Source organism: Sphingomonas rhizophila, assembly GCF_014396585.1.
In the GTDB taxonomy this organism is placed as follows: domain Bacteria; phylum Pseudomonadota; class Alphaproteobacteria; order Sphingomonadales; family Sphingomonadaceae; genus Sphingomicrobium; species Sphingomicrobium rhizophilum.
Genome location: NZ_CP060717.1, coordinates 1,882,404 through 1,900,816 on the forward strand (window position 1 = coordinate 1,882,404; position 18,413 = coordinate 1,900,816).

An 18,413-nucleotide genomic window follows, 5' to 3' on the forward strand; every position below is an offset into this window, starting at 1 on the left:
ACTAGGCCCGCCGTTCCAGGCGGAGCGGCACGCCCGGCGCGGGGCGCAGCGTGACAAGGCCGCTCGTGCGGACCGGCGTGCCGATGGGCCGGAACCGCCACCGAGAAAGCCACGGCACCAGCAGGCCAAGCGCTTCGATCGTAGCAAATTGCGCGCCGACGCAAATCCGCGGCCCGGCGCCGAAGGGCAGGTATTGAAAGCGATGCCTTGTGCCGTGGAGGAACCGGTCGGCTACGAAGGCGTCGGGATCTTCCCACCATTTCTCGTGGCGGTGCATCAGCCACGGCCAGATCGAAACGATGTCCCCGGGTTCCACCGCGAGGCTGCCGATATTCACATGGGCGCGAGCCTGACGGTCAAGTCTCGGCACCGGCGGATAAAGCCGCATCGATTCTTGCAGGACCGCATAGATCTTCGGAACGCGGCGGACCAGACCGGGACTCAGCCAATCTACGGACGCCATCGCCGAGGCGGCCTCGACCGCCAATTCTTCTTGGAGATCGGACTGTTGGCCCAGCAGGTACATCGTCCACGCCAGCGCGTTGGCGGTCGTCTCATGCCCCGCCAGATAGAAAGTGGCGGCGTTGTCGATGGCCAGTCGCCGCCCCGTCTGCTCGCCGAATTTCTGGACCAGCTGTGCGACCAAGCCACTCAACCAATCGTCTGCCCGTCCAGCGATCCGTTCGTCGACGACTGCCGCCAGCGTTTCCCGCAGATAGCGCTGCCCCGCCGCACCGGCGCGCGCCTTGGCCCCGACCGGAAACAAAGGAAGCCCAAGCAGTGCCTGCATTCGCGGCTGCGAAAAACCTTCCAGTGCATTAGTGATGTGGCGCAACGACTGCGCGCTTGTCAGGCGGGCGTCTCCGCCGAACAGCGCGCGGGCAATGACGCTCATCGTTGCAAGCGTCGAGTCGCTGGCCAGGTCCCGGACCATGCCGTCCTGCCACCCTTGCATGATGTCGGCAGCAGCCGCATCAAACACGGGGCGCAGCGCCTCGACAGCGTTGGGGGCGAAGCTGGCGGCGACGATCTTGCGTTCGGACCTCCAGAGTTCGCCCTCGGCGGTCAGCAATCCCTCGCCGATCACGGGTGCCAGCAGGCGGCGGGCAATGTCCGGCTTCGTCAGATCGCCCTGATGGTCGAGGAGCACCTCGCCGATCCAGTCCGGGTGAGTGACGACATGGACTCGAAACCCGAAAATCTTGCGGCTGAAACCGTCGAGCTGAAACGCGCGCTCTGACCAGCCATAGACGGCCGTCCGCCCTCGTTCGCCGATAAATCCACGCCACGTCGCCACCGGGCCCGCGGGTCGCGGCGGGTGCGGCGGAACAAAGCGAGCCTTCATTCAGCAGCCAACAGTTCCTCGGCACCGCCGAGGTCGACCGACACCAGGCGGCTGACGCCCTTTTCGATCATTGTCACCCCGTAAAGCCGGTGCATGCGCGCCATCGTCACGGCGTTGTGCGTGACGATGAGGTAACGCGTATCGGTTTCGCCGACCATCCGCTCCAGCAGTTCGCAGAAGCGGTCGACGTTGGCGTCGTCGAGCGGCGCGTCGACTTCGTCGAGGACGCAGATCGGCGCCGGATTGGTCAGAAACAGCGCGAAGATCAGGGCCACCGCGGTCAGCGCCTGCTCGCCGCCGGAAAGCAGGGTCAGGGTCGACAACCGCTTGCCCGGTGGCTGTGCCATGATCTCCAGCCCCGCCTCGAGCGGATCGTCGCTCTCGACCAGTTCCAGATGCGCTTCCCCGCCCGCGAAAAGGGTGGTGAACAGGCTACGGAAATGGCCGTCGACCTTCTCGAACGCGTCGAGCAGGCGCACCCGCCCTTCGCGATTGAGGCTTCCGATCGATCCGCGCAGGCGGTTGATGGCCAGGCCCAGTTCCTCGCGTTCGGCGGTGGCCTCGGTGCGGCTCTGGTCGAGTTCGGCGAGCTCGGTTTCCGCGACCAGGTTGACCGGCCCGATCCGCTCACGCTCAGCGGTCAGCCGGTCGAGCGTCGCCTTCTCACCTTCCGGGTCGGCGCGCTCGGCGGCGTCGAAGCCGATTTTCTCGGGCAGCAACGGCGGCGGACATTCGAACAGTTCGCCGCACTGCGCCGCGAAATCGCGGCGGCGGCCGGCCTGGCCCTCGGCTCGGGCAATCGACCCGGCGCGAGCCTCGCGGGCCTGGGCGAACGCCTCGGCAGCCTCGGCCAGTGCGCGGCCCGCAATCTGGACGGCCTCCTGCGCATTGCGTTCCTCGAGCGCGGTCGCACCAATTCGCGCCTCGACCTCGGTCGTCTCTCGCTCCAGCCGCGCGATCGTCGAGGCGTGGCGCTCCGGCTCGTTGGCGAGTTCTTCCTGTTCTTCTTCCAGCGCCATTGCCCTCCCGGCGGTCTCCGCCAGCCGCTGGTCGGCGGCGAGGGAGCGGGATCGCCACTCGCCCTTCTCGCGCCCGGCGGCGGCGTGTCGTTCACGGTCGGCGGCAGTCTCGCGAGCCCGCGTCGCCGATCGGGCCCGGCAGTCTGCGACCGCCTCCCCGGCCTGACGTGCGGCAGCACGGGCGTCCTCGACCTCGCCGTGGAGCGTGGCCGGATCCGGCAATGCAGCCAGCGCGGCCGTCGCGGCGGCGACCGAGTCCTGCGCCGCACCCAGCAACGGATCGAGGTCGGCCCGGCGCTCCTGCAGGGCAGCACGCTGGCTGTCGAGCCGTTCGAGTGCAGCGCTCGCCTGGTCACCGGCGCGGGTTGCGTCACGGGCCTGACGCTCGGCAGCGGCGGCGGCGGCGCGAGCGCCCTCCGCAGCCTGGCGCTGAGCCTCGACCGCCTGGCCAGCGGTTTCGCGGGCGGCCTGCGCCCTAGCGACGGCTGACTCCAGCCCCGGCAGCAGCTTGTCGATTTCCGCCAGGCGATTGGCACGAAGCAGGCGTTCGGCGGCCGCCGCGCCGCCACCGACGCTGACGAACCCATCCCAGCGCCGCATCACGCCGTCGCGGGTCACCAGCCGCTGCCCGACAGCAAGGGGCTGCCCCGTATCGGAGTCCGCGACACCCACCTGCGCCAGGCGGCGGCGAAGCGCGGACGGCGCGTCGACATGGTCGAGCAGTCGATCGAGTCCGCCGGCGAGCGGCGGATCGCCGGCCTGCGGCTCGCTGCCCTGCCAGCGCCGGGGACCCTCGGCGCCGATCGTCGCCTCGATGTCTTCGCCGAGAGCCGCCGCGAGCGCACGTTCGAAACCCGGTGCGGCGCGAAGGTCGGCCAGCGCCGCGCCGCCGCCATGGTCCAGCGCGCGAGCAAGGGCATCGCGTTCTGCCCTCGCCGCGCTGACGGCGGCCCTAGCGCCGGCAAGCTCGCTTTCGGCCTCGTCACGGGCAATCGCCGCCGTGGCGCGACCCTCCTCCGCTTCGGACAATGCGCGCTCGGCCTCTGCAAGGGCACGTTCCGCCTTTGCAGCGTCCGATGCCGACCGATCGATCTGCTCGCGATAGTCCGCGCCGCCCCCCAGCGAGGCTAATTGCTGGTCTAGGCGGTCGCGCTCGGAAGCGACGCGCGCCAACTGGCTTCGCGCCGATTCCAGCGCGGCGTCGGCAACCCGCCGCTCGGCCCGCATCGCCGCCTCGCGGGCCAGCAGCGCGGCCAGGCTGGCCTCCGCATTGCGCGACGCGGTCTCGGCTTCGGTTAGCTCGCTGGCGATCCTCGCCGCGATGGTCTCCGCATCCGCCAGCCGCGCCTCGATCTCGTCGCGCTCGCGGTCGAGCGCGTCCATCGCCCCGGCGGCGTCCGCCTTCAGCGCTTTCTCGCGCGCGGTCTCGTTGGCCAGGTTGAGGGCCAGCCGTTCCAGCTCGGCCAACCGGCGCGAGACGGTTTCCTGCCGAGCCCGCGACGTCGCCAGGTCATGGGCCAGCGTACGCCCCGCATCGCGCGCCGCCATGGCCGCCTCGCGCCGTTCCGCCAGCGCGGCCGCCGCCTGCTCCTGTAACGCCTCTGCGGTACGGACCGCCTGTTGCAACCGTTCGACCGAGCCTTCCGCCGCCTTGGCTTCCTGCTCCGCCGCTTGCGCCGCACGATCAGCTTCGGCCCAGCGAGCAAAAAGCAGCTTGGCCTCGCTCAGACGGATCTTGTCGGTGAGCCCCCGATAGCGTTCGGCGGCGCGGGCCTGCCGCCGAAGTGCCGCGGCGCGAAGCTCCTGCTCCGCCATCAGTTCGTCGAGCTTCTCGAGGTTGGCCTCCGCGGCGCGCAGCTTCTGCTCGGCGTCCTTGCGACGGGCGTGAAGGCCGGAAATGCCGGCCGCCTCTTCCAGCATATGGCGCCGCTCGACCGGTTTGGCGGCGATCACCGCGCCGATCCGCCCCTGGCTGACCAAGGCCGGGGAATGGGCGCCGGTCGCGGCGTCGGCGAACAACAGCGCCACGTCCTTTTGCCGGACGTCGCGACCGTCCACGCGGTAGGCGGAGCCCGCACCGCGCTCGATCCGGCGGGTGACCTCGCTTTCGCCGGCGACATCATCGTCACCACCGTCGTCGCGCTCGATCAGCAGCGACACTTCGGCAAATTCGCGCGCCGGCCGGGTGGCGGTACCCGCGAAGATGACATCTTCCATCCCGCCGCCGCGAAGGCTCTTGGGGCTGCCCTCGCCCATCACCCAGCGGATGGCTTCCAGCAGGTTGGATTTTCCGCAACCGTTGGGGCCGACGATCCCCGTCAGGCCCGGCTCGATGCGCAGGTCCGCCGGCTCGACGAAGCTCTTGAAGCCGCTTAGTTTCAGCCGGCGAAAGCGCACCCCTTGCCTTCTCCTGCCCCCCGGGTCGGCCCTACTGGCCCAGGGCTTTCTTGATTTCGGGTTCCAGCGCTTCCCAGGTGCCGGGCACCTTCGACAGTTCCCCGTTGATCAGGAAGGACGGCGTGCCCGGAATTTCGGGATAGCTGGCGACCGCGTCGCTGTTCATCTGCACAAGCTTGGTCGCTGCGGCCTCGTCGGCCAGGCAGGCTTCAAGCTTCGCCTTCGGGATGCCGCGCTGGGCTGCGAAGGTCGGGAAGCCGGCGATGTCGGAAATCGCCTTGAACTGCTGCTGCGGCGGCATCGCCTGAAGCGCGGCCGCCTGCTGCGGATCGGTGGTCGCTGCCTGAAGCTTGGCGATCCAGTCGTTCTGGCTGGCGTAGAAGGAACGTGTCAGCCCGAAGAAGCTCGGCGCGCCGCCGCAGCGCGCAACGATCGACGCGGTGATGTCGTAGGGATCGCGGACGAAGTTGCGGAATTCCCAGCTGACCAGCCCCTTCTTGACGTAATTCTCGATCAGCTTCGGCGCGGCGGTCTCGTCGAACTCGCGGCAGTGCGGGCAGGTCATCGACCCGAACTCGACCAGCTTCACCTTCGCCACGGGATTGCCCATGATGAAGCCGCCCTGCGGGCTCTCGGTGGTGATTTCCGACCAGTCCCCGCTAGCCGGGGCCGGCACCGCCTTGGGTTCGGCGGCCGCGTTCCCGGTCGCCGTGCCGGTGCCCTTTTCGCCGTTGCAGGCGGTCAGCGCGAGCGCGCCCGACATCAGGATGAGAGAGATGGCTTTCATGAGACTGTCTTGCTCCGTGGAATGACGGGGATGATGGTGTCGGAAAGTTTCTGGACGGCCGGCGGACCGACCGATCCGGCGAGCTTGCCGGCGAGCGATTCGAGGCATTCGCGAAGTTCCGGGTCGGCAATGGCGCGAAGACCCTCGCCCAGTTCGCGGGGAATCGGCGCCGGGGTCGGCCGCTCGACCTTGGCGGGCTTAGGCGCGATCCGCCCTGGCGGAAAGCGATCTTGTCGACCGCCTCGTAGCCGAAGAAGCGATTGACCCGCTCGACGATCAGCGGGGTCAGGTGCTGCATCAGCGGTGCGTGCGCGCCCTCGACCACCAGGCTGAGCGTCCCGCCCGATTTGCGGCCAGCCGGGAATCGAATGGATTCAGGGGTCGACACGCGTGCGTAGCGCTCCCCGACGATTTCCGCCCAGCGGCTGACCACCGCGCCCTGGACGAAGCCGAAGCGCTTGAACGCAACACCGGAAATATCGGCGACGAGTTCCCCGCCGCGCGCGCATGACCGATGCGCGGCGCGTCCTTGTCAGCGCGGGAAGTGGAACGCGGGGACTTCGACATGGTCTTCGACCATGCCATAGCGCCCCTATGCCCGCCAGACCAGCAGACAAGCTCCTCTCGCATTACGACGCGAACGCCCGCGCCCTGCCGTGGCGGAACCCGCCGGGCTCGCCGCCGATGGACCCCTATCGCGTGTGGCTGAGCGAGGTGATGCTGCAGCAAACCACCGTGGCGACGGTCAAGCCTCGCTTCCGCCGATTCGTGGAGCGATGGCCGACGGTCGAGGCGCTCGCCGCCGCCCCGGCCGAAGATGTCATGCAGGAATGGGCAGGCCTCGGCTACTACGCTCGCGCCCGCAATCTTCACGCCTGCGCCAAATCGGTCGCCGCGACCGGCGGATTTCCGCGGACGGCGGACGGACTGCGCAAGCTTCCCGGCATTGGCGACTACACTGCCGCCGCCGTCGCCAGCATCGCGTTCGGCGAAGGCACCGCAGCGGTCGACACCAATGTCGAGCGCGTCATTGCACGTCTGCATGGCATCGATCGCCCGGTCGCCGAGGCCCGTCCCGACATCCGCCGGCTAGCGGCAGCGATGTGGCCTCGCGACCGTGCCGGCGACTTCGCGCAGGCGCTGATGGACCTGGGCGCGACGATCTGCCGGCCGAAAGCGCCGCTATGCGGGGAGTGTCCGCTGGCCGCCGACTGCGTGGCGTTTGCAAGCGGCACGCCGGAAGCTTTCCCCGGCCCGAAAGCCAAGGCAATTCGGCCACACCGTCATGGCGAAGCATGGTGGATCGAGCGCGACGGCGCGATCTGGCTGGTTCGCCGACCGGAAAAAGGCATTCTCGGCGGGATGGCGGCGCTGCCCGGGCCGGAGTGGGCGACAGCCGCGCCGACAGGGCGAGCCATCGCAATCGTCAGCCACGGCTTCACCCACTTCACACTCGACCTCCACGTCACGCACCGCGCCGCGCCGCCTGACAGCGAAGGCTGGTGGCAGGGCTTGGCGACGATCAGCGAGGCTGGCTTGCCGACGCTTTACGCTCGCGCCATCGAAGCCGCACTGGCGGCGCGGGAGGCGCGCGCCGATGCCGCCTGAGCCCTTTTTCGCCGGTCCCGGCATCGACCGCGCCGACGCCCTTCGCGCCAGGCCGGATGAAGTCGCCGCGCTGCTCGGCAACGAACGGGCCACGGCGGTCATGTGGAGCGACGGCGCGCCTGCGCTTGGCATTGATGGCCGGCTGCAATGGCAATCCGTAGCCGGGGACGAACCGTTGTTCCTCGGTCTGGACAACGGCGTACCGCGCTTTTCGACGCTGCCAGACGGCACCGTACCGACCGATTCGCGCGCTCACTTCGGCATGCTTGGCCAGCTCGCGCCGGACGATGCACCGCTGTTCGCCGCCGCGCTGAGCCTTGCCAACTGGCACCGGCGCCACGGCTTCTGCTCGGTCTGCGGCAGTCCGACGGATCCTAACCGCGGCGGCTGGTCGAGAGAGTGCCGATCCTGCAGCGCCGAGCATTACCCGCGCGTCGACCCGGTAGTGATCATGCTGGCCGAGCATAACGGCCGCATGCTGCTGGGCCGCCAACCGCAATATCCCCCGGGTCGCTATTCGGCGCTGGCCGGCTTCGTCGAGCCCGGCGAGACCATCGAAGCAGCGGTGGCCCGCGAATTGTTCGAGGAAGCCGGAATCCGGGTAACCAACGTCCGCTATCTCGCCAGCCAGCCCTGGCCCTTCCCGTCGTCGCTGATGATCGGGGCCATCGCCGATTCTACCGGCGCGGCGCTGGTCATCGACCGCACCGAACTCGACGATGCGCGCTGGTTCACACGGGACGAGGTCAAGGCGGCCCTCACCGGGGACGGGGGCGCTTCGTTCCTGCCACCGCCCCGCTTCGCCATCGCCCGCACCCTGTTGGAGCATTGGGTCGCGGGATCGGCCTCCTGACCGCTTGATGTGGGACCGCGCGCGCCCTAAAGGGCGTGGCGAAATCCACTCTTTCCTTCGGCTCGGCCGCACGGGGCATTATGATCGATCGCAACAATACCATCGCTGGCTGGGTCCTGTTCGCGGGCGTCATCGCGCTCGGCGCGTCGATCATCACCGGCGAGGTGTTCAAGAGCGAACGCCCCGAAAAGGGCGGCTTTGTCATCGAGGGCGTCGAGGTCGAGGGTGAAGGCGGCGAAGCGGCCAAGCCAATCGAATTCTACCTTGCCACCGCCGACGCGACGAAGGGCGAAGCGGTGTTCAAGAAGTGCACCGCCTGCCACAACGCCGATCAGGGCGGCGCCAACGCGCTTGGACCGAACCTGTACCATGTTTTCGGCGAACCGATCGGCAAGGGCCGCGGCTTCGCCTTCTCGCCGGCGCTGGCCGAAAAGGGCGGCACTTGGGACTGGAAGTCGATGGACGCGTGGCTCGCCAGCCCGAAGAAGTTCGCGCCGGGCACCAAGATGACCTTCGCCGGCCTCGGCAGCCCGGAAGACCGCGCCAACGTGATGGCGTTCCTCAACACCCGCAGCCCGTCGCCGCTGCCGCTGCCTGCCGCTCCGGCGGAAGGCGCGCCGGCCGACGCCGCCGCCGCTGGTGACAAGGCAGCCGCCGAAGCCAATGTCGATGGCGCGCAGAAGGCCCCGAACGAGCCGGTCGTGACCAACGAGGAAGCGGCCAAGGGCGGGCAGAAGAACACGGGCGGCGACGCCGCACCGGTCAGCCAGTAGGACGCCCCGGCGATGGTGAGCAGCAAGGCCGCCACCGTCGCCGACTATCTCGATGAACTGCCGCCCGAGCGGCGCGAGGTCATGAGCCGCGTCCGCGACGCGATGCTTCGCGCGATGCCGGACGGGTATCGCGAAGGCATGGGCTACGGGATGCTCGGCTGGGTCGTGCCGCTGGAAGATTATCCCGATACCTACAACAAACAGCCGCTGGCCTATGCCGGGCTTGCCGCGCAAAAGAACAGCTATTCGCTGTACCTGACCTGCGCCTATTCCGATCCGGCGCGAACCAAACGGCTCCACGATGCCGCTGCCGCGATGGGCAAGAAACTCGACATGGGCAAAAGCTGCATCCGCTTCAAACGGGTCGAGGATCTGCCGCTCGACGCGATTTGCGACGAGCTCGCATCCACCTCACCTGCTGAATTTATTCGCCTCTACGAGGAAGCGCGCAGCCGCAAGGGCGACTGCTAGCGCTGCGGGTTGTCGTAGTAATCGCAGACGGTGGCCCACGCCTCATCCGCGGTTTCGCACCAGGTGATGAGGTCGAGGTCGCCCGGCGAAATCACGCCTTCCTCCGCCAACCCTTCGAAATCGACCACGCGGTTCCAGAATTCCTTGCCAAACAACAGGATCGGCAGCGGCCGCACCTTGCCGGTCTGGATCAGGGTCAGCAGCTCGAACATTTCGTCGAACGTGCCGAACCCGCCCGGAAACACCGCGACCGCGCGGGCGCGGAGCAGGAAGTGCATCTTGCGAAGCGCGAAATAGTGGAACTGGAAGCTGAGGTCGGGGGTGACGTAGGTGTTGGGCAGCTGTTCGTGCGGAAGCACGATGTTCAGCCCGATCGTGTCCATGCCCTCGTCCTGGGCACCACGGTTGGCGGCTTCCATGAACGACGGTCCGCCGCCTGAACAGACGACGAAGTGGCGCTTGCCGTCCTCGTCGACCGGAAAGCGGCTGGCGGTGCGCGCCAGTTCGCGAGCGACGTCGTAGTAATGCGACTTGGCGACCAGCCGCTCGGCGACCTTCTTGTCCCAGTCGCTACGCGCGTGACCGAGTAGCGCCTCTGCCTTAGACGGCTCGGGCACGCGCGCCGACCCGTAGAAAACGAAGGTCGAGGCAATGTTTGCCTCGTTCATCAGCAGCTCGGGCTTCAGCAACTCCAGCTGGAAACGCACCGGACGCAGGTCTTCGCGCAGCAGGAAGTCGGTGTCCTGGAAGGCGAGCTTGTACGCCGCGCTTTCAGTCTGCGGCGAGGTCGGGACATGCTTGGCGGCGGCGGCATCGACCTTCGAGGTCGGAAAAATCCGCTTGGGAGGCTTGGGATCGGTCATAAGCGGGGCGGCTTAGCTGCCCCGCGCCCGTCCCGCCAGCCTCAATACACCCGCGCCTTCGGCTTGATGTAGTCGATCTCGTCGGTCAGCGTGTAGGCGTGCACCGGACGGTAGTCGATCTTCACGCCGCCGCCCTTGCCGCCCCAGCCGTCGAACCAGGCGATGGTGTGCTTCATCCAGTTCTTGTCGTCGCGGTTGGGGAAGTCCTCGTGCATGTGCGCGCCGCGGCTTTCCTTGCGGTTGGCGGCGCAATGCATCGTCACCGCCGCTTGCCCGAGCATGTTGTCGAGTTCCAGCGTTTCGACCAGGTCGCTGTTCCAGATGAGGCTGCGGTCCGACACGCGGACGTCGGCCATTTTCCGATAGACGGCGTCGATCTTCTCGACCCCTTCGGCCAGCGTCCGTTCGGTACGGAACACGGCGCAGTCGGCCTGCATCGTGCGCTGCATTTCCTCGCGGATCTGGGCGGTCGGCAGGCTTCCTTCGGCGTGGCGGAACTTGTCGAGGCGGGCGAGCGCCAGTTCGGCGGCGTCCTTGCCAAGCTGCGCCTGGTTGGCGCCAGGCTTGATCACTTCGGCAAGGCGCAGGCCCGCGGCGCGGCCGAACACGACCAGGTCGATCAGGCTGTTGGAACCGAGGCGGTTGGCGCCGTGGACGCTGACGCAGGCCGCTTCGCCGACCGCAAACAGGCCGGGGACGACGCTGTCAGGTTCGCCGTCCTTCAGCGTGACGACTTCGCCGTGATAGTTCGTCGGGATGCCGCCCATGTTGTAGTGGACGGTCGGCGTCACCGGGATCGGCTGGCGCGTCAGGTCGACGCCGGCGAAGATCTTGGCGGTCTCCGAAATGCCGGGCAGCCGTTCGTGCAGGATTTTCGGGTCGATATGGTCGAGGTGAAGGAAGATATGGTCCTTGTGCTCGCCGACGCCGCGGCCTTCGCGGATTTCCATCGCCATCGACCGTGACACGACGTCGCGGCTGGCGAGGTCCTTGGCCGACGGGGCGTAGCGTTCCATGAACCGCTCGCCCGAGGCATTGGTCAGGTAACCGCCCTCGCCGCGCGCGCCCTCGGTAATCAGTACGCCGGCGCCGTAGATACCGGTCGGGTGGAACTGGACGAACTCCATGTCCTGCAGCGGCAGGCCGGCGCGCAGCACCATGGCGTTGCCGTCGCCGGTGCAGGTGTGGGCGCTGGTCGCGGAGAAATAGCAACGGCCGTAGCCGCCGGTCGCAAGCACCACCGCCTGAGCGCGGTAGCGGTGGATCGAGCCGTCATCCATATTGAGCGCGACGAGGCCGCGGCACACGCCGTCCTCCATGATGAGGTCGAGCGCGAAATATTCGATGAAGAAGTCGGCGTCGTACTTCAGGCTCTGCTGGTAGAGCGTGTGAAGCATGGCGTGACCGGTACGGTCGGCGGCGGCGCAGGTGCGCTGCGCGGCCGGGCCCTCACCCATGTTCTGGGTCATGCCGCCGAACGCGCGCTGGTAGATCTTGCCCTCGTCGGTGCGCGAGAAAGGCAGGCCGGCGTGTTCCAGTTCGTAGACCGCGGCGGGCGCCTCGCGGCAGAGATATTCGATCGCGTCCTGGTCGCCGAGCCAGTCGGAGCCCTTGACGGTGTCGTACATGTGCCAGGTCCAGTGGTCCGGACCCATGTTGCCGAGCGACGCGGCGATGCCGCCCTGCGCCGCGACGGTGTGGCTGCGGGTCGGGAAGACCTTGGTGACGCAGGCGGTCTTCAGACCCTTTTCGGCCGCGCCCATCGTCGCACGCAGGCCCGATCCGCCGGCGCCGACGACGACGACGTCATACACATGGTCGATAACCTTGTAGGCGCTCATGCAGCGGCTCCGAAGACGATCTTGCCCAGCGCGAACAGGGCGATCGACACGCCGGCAATCCCGGCCATGTTGAGGAAGTAGTGGATGCCGATCCGCGTGCCTTCCTCATGGACATAATCGTCGACCGCGACCTTCAGGCCGTCGACGCCGTGCCGGAAGGCGAAGACGATCAGCAAGGCCATCGGGATGCCGCCGCTCGGCGCGCGGAGCCACTGGGTGAAGGTCATCTGGTCGAACACCGGCAGCATCGCCAGAGAGAAAATCAGCCACAGCGACAGGAAGACCAGCATCACGCTGGTGAAGCGTTCTTCCAGCCAGTGGCCGCCGCCATGACCCGATGCGCCAAGGCCCTTGACCCGGCCAAGCGGCGTCGCGCTGTCACCAAGGCTCATCGGCCAACTCCCATGATCACGAACCAGGTAAGGGCGGTCGCGAAGATCGCCCCGACGATCACCAGCACCGAAAACAGCCGGTTGATCTTCAATTCATAGCCCGCACCCGTGTCGAGCACGAGGTGGCGAAGACCCGAAAAGAAATGCTGCCAGAAGGCCCAGGTCAGGCCGACCAGGACAATCGTCCCCGGAACGCTCTGCGCCAGTTCGACGAACTTGGCGTAGCCATCGCCGTCGCCGGCCAGCGCGCTCATCCACCAGGCCAGGACCGCGAGACCGGCCACGGTCAGCGCACCGCCGGTGATGCGGTGAAGGATCGAAACCATCATGTGCGGCCCCCAGCGCCAGATCGTCAGGTGGGGCGACAAGGGTCGCTGGGCGGTGCGGTTCATGGGACCTCGTAAAGGCAAGGAAAAGCAGGCGTGGGTTCCCCTAAGCGGCGGTGCGGGCGGTGGCAAGATTCCCGTGCCTGACTAACCCGGTCTTAACCAATCGCATCCCATATCCGACGCGGAAACCAACAATGACGTGCACATGGGGACAATGATGGCGACGGTGATGCGGCGGACTTCGACGGGCGAATATGACCTGAAGCGCGGGCTCCACATCTATGACTCTGCCGGCGACCTGCCCGAACGTGCGCGCGCCCTGTGGGACCGCATTTCCGACAGCGAAGTGGAGATCGCCAGCGAATTCTGGCGCGCCTACGCACGCTCGCCGGAAGTTCAGGACCGGTTCGATGACAGCCGGATCGACGAGCTGGCGCACAAGATCGTTCCCTACATCCGCAACAAATTCACCGCGATCGGCCGTGACGAATGGGTGATCCAGGCCAAGAGCTATGTCGAAAAGGCGCTCGACGCCGGCCTCACCCTGTCGACCCTGCTGTCGGGCGTGTCGGCCGAGACCGAGGCCGCGTTCCGCGCGATTCGCGGTGCCGTGTCCGACAATGACGAGCAGGTCGCCTTTGCCCGCACCCTGTCCGAAGTGCAGATGCTGGAAATCGACGCCTTCATCCATCACGCGATCGTCTTCACCCGCGGCGAGAATGAGCAGTTCCAGCTTCGCCAGGCCAACGAGTTCAATTCGAAGGTGATGGGCGTGGTGCAAAGCTGCACCCGCGAAAGCGACCAGCTTCGCGCCCAGGCGTCGACCACCGCCACGTCCGCGCGCGGCATGCTGGGCAAGACGAGCGAAGTCGCCGCCGCCGCCGAACAGTCGGCGGTCGCCATGCGCGAAGCCGCCCAGACCGCCGCAGGCCTCATCCGCGCGATCGAAGACGCCCGCTCCGAGGTCGAGGTCGCCGCCGACGTCGCCGTGCGTGCCGGCGGCCAGGCCGAACAGGCGGTGAAGGTCAGCCAGGCGCTGTCGAGCCATGTCGAGGCGATCGAATCGATCCTCGGCCTGATCCGCGATATCGCCGGCCAGACCAACCTGCTCGCCCTCAACGCCACCATCGAAGCGGCGCGCGCGGGCGATGCCGGCCGCGGCTTCGCGGTCGTCGCTCAGGAAGTGAAGTCGCTCGCCAGCCAGACGGCTCGCGCCACCGACGACATTACCGCCAAGATTTCGGCGATCACCGCCGCGACCCGCCAGACGGTCGAAGCCAACAGCTCGATCCAGTCGACCGTCGAGGAAGTGCAGTCGAGCGCCGACCGTATCCGCCAGGCGATGGAACTCCAGGCGCAGACGGTGACGATGATCACCGCCGCCGTCGACGAAACCGCTCTGGCCGCCGATTCGATGTCGTCGACCATCTCGTCGATCCGCAGCGACACCGAAAATGTCGCCAAGGACATCGACAGCGTCGAACAGGGCTTCGGCCGCTTCACCCAGCAGATCGCCGACTTCCGTTCGACCACTAGCGAATTCGTGAGCAAGTTCGCTGCCTGAAGATGACCGGCGGGTGACGGGGATTGTTGCCGCCCTCGTCGCCATAGGCGGGCTGGCAATCCTGTCATCGACGCACCAGCAGCGGGCCGAGGCGGAGCGGCGCTGGGTTAGGATCGGACGCGTGCTCGGCGTGCTCACCGTGGCGATGGTCGCCTACTGGATCTATCTCGGCTGATTTCGACGGCTCGCCTTGGCGTCATGGACGCGCTAACCGGGCCTGATGAACATCCTCCTGACCGGCGCCAGCCGCGGCATCGGCGCCGCGACCCTCAAGCTTTTCCAGGAACGCGGCCACGCCGTCGTCGGCCATAGCAGCCGGGCGGCGACGGGCTGATCGCCGCCGACCTCGCCGACCCGGACGCGCCGCGCCGATTATGGGAGGAAGCGTTCGACCGCCTGGACGGACGCATCGACGTGCTGGTCAACAATGCCGGCATCTTCGAAGGCGTCGCCGACAACGCCGGTGACGACGAGTGGCACGCGGTGTGGGCCCGCACGATGGGCATCAATTTGCAGGCCAGCGCCGACCTGTGCCGTCTCGCCATCGCCCATTTCCGCTCGTCCGACCCGGGCGGCGGGCGAATCGTCAATGTCTCCAGCCGGGCCGCCTATCGCGGCGACAGCCCGCAGCACTGGCATTACGCGGCTTCGAAAGCGGGCATGATGGGCATGACCAAGTCGATCGCCCGGGCGTACGCCGTCGAGGGAATTTATGCGTTCGCGGTGTGTCCCGGCTTCGTCATGACCGGCATGGCCGACGATTATCTCGCCAGCCGCGGTGGCCAGCAGTTGCTTGCCGACATCCCCCTCGGCCGGGTCGCCACGCCGGACGAGATCGCCGAAACCATCCGCTGGCTGGCGATCGAAGCCCCGCCGAGCGCGACCGGCGCCGCGATCGACGTCAACGGAGCCAGCTATGTCCGTTAAGCTCACCCTCGCCGCCCTGCTGCTCGCCGGCCAGCAGATCGTCGTTCCGTTCGGCAAACCGCCACAGGTCGAACGCCCCAAGGCGCCGCTGAACGAAGCCGGCCCAGCCTGGGTTCGCTCCTGCCAGGGATCGGACGACTGGGACCGTCCCGCGCCGCCCGTCCGGATCCACGGCAACAGTTACATGGTCGGAACCTGCGGGATCACCGCTATCCTGATCGCAGGCAGCGACGGTCACGTCCTGATCGACGGCGGCACCGAGCGCGGCGGCGACCTGATCGCGGCCAACATCCGCGCGCTCGGGTTTCGGCTGACCGACGTGCGCATCATCCTGCACAGTCATGAACATCACGACCATGTCGGCGGAGTCGCCCGGCTGCAGCAACTGACCGGGGCGCAGCTTTACGCGTCCGAGGCGGCGGCCAAGGTGTTCGCGACCGGCACCGCCGGGGCCGACGATCCGCAAGCCGGAATCAACCCGCCCTTCCCCGCCGCGCGCGTCGACCGCGTCATCCGCGACGGGCAGCAGGTCCGGCTGGGCAACATCATGCTGACCGCGATGACGACACCCGGCCATACCGCGGGGGCGCTCAGCTGGCGCTGGATCAGCTGCGACGGCGCGGTCTGCCCGATGCTGGTCTATGCGGACAGCCTGTCGCCGGTCAGCAGCGACAAGTACCGCTTCTCCGATCATCCGGCCTTTCTCGCCGCCTACCGCGCCAGCATCGCCAAGGTCGCCGCCTCGCCGTGCGACATCGTCCTGACGCCGCACCCGTCGGCCAGCGCGATGGCGGAGCGGTTCGCGCTTAAGCAGCCAATGCGCAATGAAAAGGGCTGCCAGGCCTATGCCGCCAGCCTGACCAAGCGCCTTGATGACCGGCTCGCCAAGGAAGCCGGCAAGAAATGAGCTGGCGCGTCACGCTCGCCTGCACCCGCGCGGAGGCCGAGGCGCTGCCCGACGCCAACGACCTTTTCGCCGACAGCGAAACTCCGCCCGTCATCGTCGCCGACGAGCCCGACCCCGACAAACCCGACGAATGGCTGCTCCACGCCTATTTCGACGAGCAACCGAGCTGGGACGACCTCAAGATCCTCGAGAGCCTCGCCGCCGATTCCGATCCGCAGCTCGAGCGGCTGGAGGACGGGGTCGACTGGGTAACGATCAGTCAGGCCGGGCTGGAGCCGATCCGCGCCGGCCGCTTCTTCGTCCACACCCCGACCCACTTCAAGGACCGGCCAGCGGACGCGATCAGCTTCGAGATCGATGCCGGGCTCGCCTTCGGGACGGGCCAGCACGCGACCACCGCCGGCTGCCTCGCCGCGCTCGACCGGCTGGAGCAATCGGGCAAGCGATTCGCCAATGTCGCCGACATCGGCACCGGCACCGGGTTGCTCGCCTTTGCGGCGCTAGCGCTGTGGCCCGAAGCGCGGGCCATCGCCACCGACATCGACCCGATCAGCATCGACGTGACCGAGGACAACGCGCGGATCAACGGAATTGCCATCGGCCATGGCGAGGGGCAGCTCCTGCTCGCGGTCGCTGACGGCATGGACCATCCGATGCTGGCAACCCGTGCGCCATTCGATCTGCTGATCGCCAACATCCTCGCCGGACCGTTGATCGAACTGGCCCCCGGTTTCGCGGCATCGCTGGCGCCTGGCGCTACCGTGGTCCTCGCCGGTTTGCTCGATACGCAGGCCGACGCTGTCCTCGCCGCCTACGAGGCACAGGGCTGCTCCGTCGTGGAACGTGGCGCCGGCGAATGGTGTGTGCTGGTCCTTGAGGGTCGAACGTAAGCGCGGAACCAGCCGCCGCACCCTTTGTTGCAGAGGTGGAAGGATTTCATGGCCACTGATTCCCATTCCGCTGCCGACCACGCCGCCCGGGCGCGCGTCATTGCCTTCGCCGGCTGGTTCATCCTGTTGCTCGCCGCCGGCGCGGCCCTGCTGCCGGTAATCAGCAAGGCCCACGGCGCGCTCATCATCGGCGCGATGCTGGCGCTGTCGGGCGCGGCGGAAGTGATTGCCGGATCGCGCCGGCTCGAAACCAAAAAACTGGCGATGCTGGCCGGCGCGATCACGATGGCCGCGGGACTGTTCTTCGCGACCGAGGAAGCGACTGGCTTCCTTCCGGCACTGGTCATCATTGCCGGTTGGCTGTTCCTGCGAAGCATCGTCCTGCTCGCAGCCTTTTTCCTTGAACATGGCAGCGTCCGCCGGTGGACCGGCATCGCCGCCGCGACCGACTTCGCGCTGGCGTTGATCACCGCCGCCGGAATGTCGATCGCCACGCTCGTGGTGATGCTGTTCGCCACCCGCGAACCGTTCATCGCCAGCTTTGCCTGGCTCCTGGCGATCAGCTTCGTCGCGACCTCGATGCTGCTCCTCGAGGTCGCCAACTGCGCGCGCAGCGAAGACGTCTAGGGATCGATTTCCCCGACCCTCTGCAGGTAGCGGTGCACCGCCTCGACTTCCGCCTCGGTAAAATGGGCATAGCGGCCCCTTGCGACCTGGCTCATCAGGCTGACCTCGCGATCGCCGCTGGCCTTACCGGTCCGGAGCAGGCGGCGAAATGCGGGACCGTCGTAGCCGGCCACCATCCTGAGGTCGGGCCTGGTCTTGGCGTCCGGGGTCGGCTGCCCGCCCCGCAAGTCCATGCCGTGGCATTCGGCGCAGGTCGCGCGCACGATATAGCGGCCAAGCGCATGGTCGGCGCCGGCATCGGGCGGCCAAGCGTTTCCGGACCGGCGAACTCCCTCGGCCGATGACCACCACGAACCCTTGTCGATTTCCTTCTGCCCCGCCGGCCCGACCTCGGGCGGCGCGTGGACGGGACCCTTGGGCGGGTGCGTGCGGATGAACGCGATCACTGCCTGAACTTCATTGTCGCCAAGTTTGGTGAAGAGGTGCGAGGGCATGTCCCACAGATCGCGGTCGGGCCGGCGGCCGCCCTGGATCGCCTCCGTCAGCTCCGCATCCGATAGTCGCGCGGCGCTCTGGGTCAGGTTGGCGCTGTACATGGTGACGAAGCCGGGCGCCGACCAGTCGTTGCCCTGCAGGTCTCGGCCGTGGCAGCCGTTGCAGCCAAGGACCGTTGCCAACCGCTCGCCATGGGCGACGGGATCGGACGATGTACGCTCGAACTGGATGACAGCCTCGGCGGGGGATGGTGGCGCCTGACGCTCGCTGCATCCCGCGCTCGCCCATGCGAGTAGCAACGCGATCCCCATCCGCATGCCTGCCC

17 protein-coding genes and 2 pseudogenes are annotated in these 18,413 nt (G+C 67.7%); 10 read left to right on the forward strand and 9 right to left on the reverse strand.

The window, feature by feature from the left end; translation table 11 throughout:
* Nucleotide 1: 1 nt before the first annotated feature.
* The 4 genes and pseudogenes from H9L12_RS09640 to H9L12_RS09655 form a co-directional block, all read right to left on the reverse strand.
* Nucleotides 2–1,345, reverse strand: coding sequence for a cytochrome P450 (locus H9L12_RS09640; RefSeq protein WP_187541559.1), 1,344 nt, complete (start codon nt 1,343–1,345; stop codon nt 2–4).
* Nucleotides 1,342–4,761, reverse strand: a complete 3,420-nt coding sequence (locus H9L12_RS09645) for a chromosome segregation SMC family protein (protein WP_187541560.1) — start codon at nt 4,759–4,761, stop codon at nt 1,342–1,344. The genes H9L12_RS09640 and H9L12_RS09645 overlap by 4 nt, the downstream gene beginning before the upstream one ends.
* Before the next feature lie 31 nt (nt 4,762–4,792).
* Complete coding sequence (locus H9L12_RS09650) at nt 4,793–5,548, reverse strand: thioredoxin domain-containing protein (protein WP_187541561.1); 756 nt, start codon at nt 5,546–5,548, stop codon at nt 4,793–4,795.
* Nucleotides 5,545–6,115 (reverse strand): annotated as a pseudogene (locus H9L12_RS09655) (DUF721 domain-containing protein). Before H9L12_RS09655 ends, H9L12_RS09650 begins: the two are co-directional and overlap by 4 nt.
* A 27-nt stretch (nt 6,116–6,142) precedes the next feature.
* Between H9L12_RS09655 and H9L12_RS09660 the strand changes: the two are divergent.
* The 4 genes from H9L12_RS09660 to H9L12_RS09675 all read left to right on the forward strand — a co-directional run bounded on the left by H9L12_RS09660 (nt 6,143) and on the right by H9L12_RS09675 (nt 9,253).
* Complete coding sequence (locus H9L12_RS09660) at nt 6,143–7,156, forward strand: A/G-specific adenine glycosylase (RefSeq protein ID WP_187541562.1); 1,014 nt, start codon at nt 6,143–6,145, stop codon at nt 7,154–7,156.
* A complete protein-coding gene (gene nudC, locus H9L12_RS09665) occupies nt 7,146–8,009 on the forward strand; it encodes an NAD(+) diphosphatase (protein WP_187541563.1) in 864 nt (287 codons plus the stop codon). Before H9L12_RS09660 ends, nudC begins: the two co-directional genes overlap by 11 nt.
* 80 nt (nt 8,010–8,089) lie before the next feature.
* Nucleotides 8,090–8,782, forward strand: a complete 693-nt coding sequence (locus tag H9L12_RS09670; RefSeq protein WP_187541564.1) for a c-type cytochrome — start codon at nt 8,090–8,092, stop codon at nt 8,780–8,782.
* A gap of 12 nt (nt 8,783–8,794) precedes the next feature.
* Nucleotides 8,795–9,253, forward strand: coding sequence for a DUF1801 domain-containing protein (locus H9L12_RS09675; RefSeq protein WP_187541565.1), 459 nt, complete (start codon nt 8,795–8,797; stop codon nt 9,251–9,253).
* Here H9L12_RS09675 and H9L12_RS09680 read toward each other — a convergent pair.
* Genes H9L12_RS09680 through sdhC form a run of 4 tightly spaced genes read right to left on the reverse strand, consistent with a single transcriptional unit; the run spans nt 9,250 to nt 12,741 of the window.
* Entirely contained in the window at nt 9,250–10,116 is an 867-nt protein-coding gene (locus H9L12_RS09680; protein WP_187541566.1) for an LOG family protein, read from the reverse strand. The genes H9L12_RS09675 and H9L12_RS09680 overlap by 4 nt on opposite strands.
* A gap of 41 nt (nt 10,117–10,157) precedes the next feature.
* Nucleotides 10,158–11,957 carry a succinate dehydrogenase flavoprotein subunit gene (gene sdhA, locus H9L12_RS09685; RefSeq protein ID WP_187541567.1) on the reverse strand — a complete coding sequence of 600 codons (1,800 nt, stop codon included), beginning with the start codon at nt 11,955–11,957 and terminating at the stop codon, nt 10,158–10,160.
* Nucleotides 11,954–12,349 (reverse strand): succinate dehydrogenase, hydrophobic membrane anchor protein, encoded by a 396-nt coding sequence (sdhD, locus tag H9L12_RS09690; protein ID WP_187541568.1) that lies wholly within the window; start codon nt 12,347–12,349, stop codon nt 11,954–11,956. The genes sdhA and sdhD overlap by 4 nt, the downstream gene beginning before the upstream one ends.
* Complete coding sequence (gene sdhC / locus H9L12_RS09695) at nt 12,346–12,741, reverse strand: succinate dehydrogenase, cytochrome b556 subunit (RefSeq protein WP_187541569.1); 396 nt, start codon at nt 12,739–12,741, stop codon at nt 12,346–12,348. The genes sdhD and sdhC overlap by 4 nt, the downstream gene beginning before the upstream one ends.
* 142 nt (nt 12,742–12,883) lie before the next feature.
* Between sdhC and H9L12_RS09700 the strand changes: the two genes are divergently transcribed.
* The 6 genes and pseudogenes from H9L12_RS09700 to H9L12_RS09725 all read left to right on the forward strand — a co-directional run bounded on the left by H9L12_RS09700 (nt 12,884) and on the right by H9L12_RS09725 (nt 17,593).
* Nucleotides 12,884–14,242 carry a methyl-accepting chemotaxis protein gene (locus H9L12_RS09700; protein WP_187541570.1) on the forward strand — a complete coding sequence of 453 codons (1,359 nt, stop codon included), beginning with the start codon at nt 12,884–12,886 and terminating at the stop codon, nt 14,240–14,242.
* A gap of 13 nt (nt 14,243–14,255) precedes the next feature.
* Nucleotides 14,256–14,417, forward strand: a complete 162-nt coding sequence (locus H9L12_RS09705) for a hypothetical protein (protein WP_187541571.1) — start codon at nt 14,256–14,258, stop codon at nt 14,415–14,417.
* A gap of 45 nt (nt 14,418–14,462) precedes the next feature.
* A pseudogene (locus tag H9L12_RS09710) lies at nt 14,463–15,169 on the forward strand (SDR family NAD(P)-dependent oxidoreductase).
* Complete coding sequence (bla, locus tag H9L12_RS09715) at nt 15,159–16,076, forward strand: subclass B3 metallo-beta-lactamase (RefSeq protein WP_187541572.1); 918 nt, start codon at nt 15,159–15,161, stop codon at nt 16,074–16,076. Before H9L12_RS09710 ends, bla begins: the two are co-directional and overlap by 11 nt.
* The gene (locus tag H9L12_RS09720; protein ID WP_187541573.1) at nt 16,073–16,966 is read left to right on the forward strand and encodes a 50S ribosomal protein L11 methyltransferase; all 894 of its coding nucleotides are present in this window, start codon (nt 16,073–16,075) and stop codon (nt 16,964–16,966) included. The genes bla and H9L12_RS09720 overlap by 4 nt, the downstream gene beginning before the upstream one ends.
* Nucleotides 16,967–17,014: 48 nt before the next feature.
* Entirely contained in the window at nt 17,015–17,593 is a 579-nt protein-coding gene (locus H9L12_RS09725; protein ID WP_187541574.1) for a hypothetical protein, read from the forward strand.
* Here the strand turns inward: H9L12_RS09725 and H9L12_RS09730 are convergent.
* Nucleotides 17,590–18,405 carry a c-type cytochrome gene (locus H9L12_RS09730; protein ID WP_187541575.1) on the reverse strand — a complete coding sequence of 272 codons (816 nt, stop codon included), beginning with the start codon at nt 18,403–18,405 and terminating at the stop codon, nt 17,590–17,592. The two genes, H9L12_RS09725 and H9L12_RS09730, sit on opposite strands and share 4 nt — an antisense overlap.
* Nucleotides 18,406–18,413 lie beyond the last annotated feature (8 nt).

Excerpts from the sequence above, each read along its gene's own strand:
- H9L12_RS09640 (WP_187541559.1), bottom strand. The coding sequence starts at position 1,345 with ATGAAGGCTCGCTTTGTTCCGCCGCACCCGCCGCGACCCGCGGGCCCG.
- H9L12_RS09650 (WP_187541561.1), bottom strand. The coding sequence starts at position 5,548 with ATGAAAGCCATCTCTCTCATCCTGATGTCGGGCGCGCTCGCGCTGACC.
- H9L12_RS09660 (WP_187541562.1), top strand. The coding sequence starts at position 6,143 with ATGCCCGCCAGACCAGCAGACAAGCTCCTCTCGCATTACGACGCGAAC.
- nudC (WP_187541563.1), top strand. The coding sequence starts at position 7,146 with ATGCCGCCTGAGCCCTTTTTCGCCGGTCCCGGCATCGACCGCGCCGAC.
- H9L12_RS09670 (WP_187541564.1), top strand. The coding sequence starts at position 8,090 with ATGATCGATCGCAACAATACCATCGCTGGCTGGGTCCTGTTCGCGGGC.
- H9L12_RS09675 (WP_187541565.1), top strand. The coding sequence starts at position 8,795 with ATGGTGAGCAGCAAGGCCGCCACCGTCGCCGACTATCTCGATGAACTG.
- H9L12_RS09680 (WP_187541566.1), bottom strand. The coding sequence starts at position 10,116 with ATGACCGATCCCAAGCCTCCCAAGCGGATTTTTCCGACCTCGAAGGTC.
- sdhA (WP_187541567.1), bottom strand. The coding sequence starts at position 11,957 with ATGAGCGCCTACAAGGTTATCGACCATGTGTATGACGTCGTCGTCGTC.
- sdhD (WP_187541568.1), bottom strand. The coding sequence starts at position 12,349 with ATGAGCCTTGGTGACAGCGCGACGCCGCTTGGCCGGGTCAAGGGCCTT.
- sdhC (WP_187541569.1), bottom strand. The coding sequence starts at position 12,741 with ATGAACCGCACCGCCCAGCGACCCTTGTCGCCCCACCTGACGATCTGG.
- H9L12_RS09700 (WP_187541570.1), top strand. The coding sequence starts at position 12,884 with ATGGGGACAATGATGGCGACGGTGATGCGGCGGACTTCGACGGGCGAA.
- bla (WP_187541572.1), top strand. The coding sequence starts at position 15,159 with ATGTCCGTTAAGCTCACCCTCGCCGCCCTGCTGCTCGCCGGCCAGCAG.
- H9L12_RS09720 (WP_187541573.1), top strand. The coding sequence starts at position 16,073 with ATGAGCTGGCGCGTCACGCTCGCCTGCACCCGCGCGGAGGCCGAGGCG.
- H9L12_RS09725 (WP_187541574.1), top strand. The coding sequence starts at position 17,015 with ATGGCCACTGATTCCCATTCCGCTGCCGACCACGCCGCCCGGGCGCGC.
- H9L12_RS09730 (WP_187541575.1), bottom strand. The coding sequence starts at position 18,405 with ATGCGGATGGGGATCGCGTTGCTACTCGCATGGGCGAGCGCGGGATGC.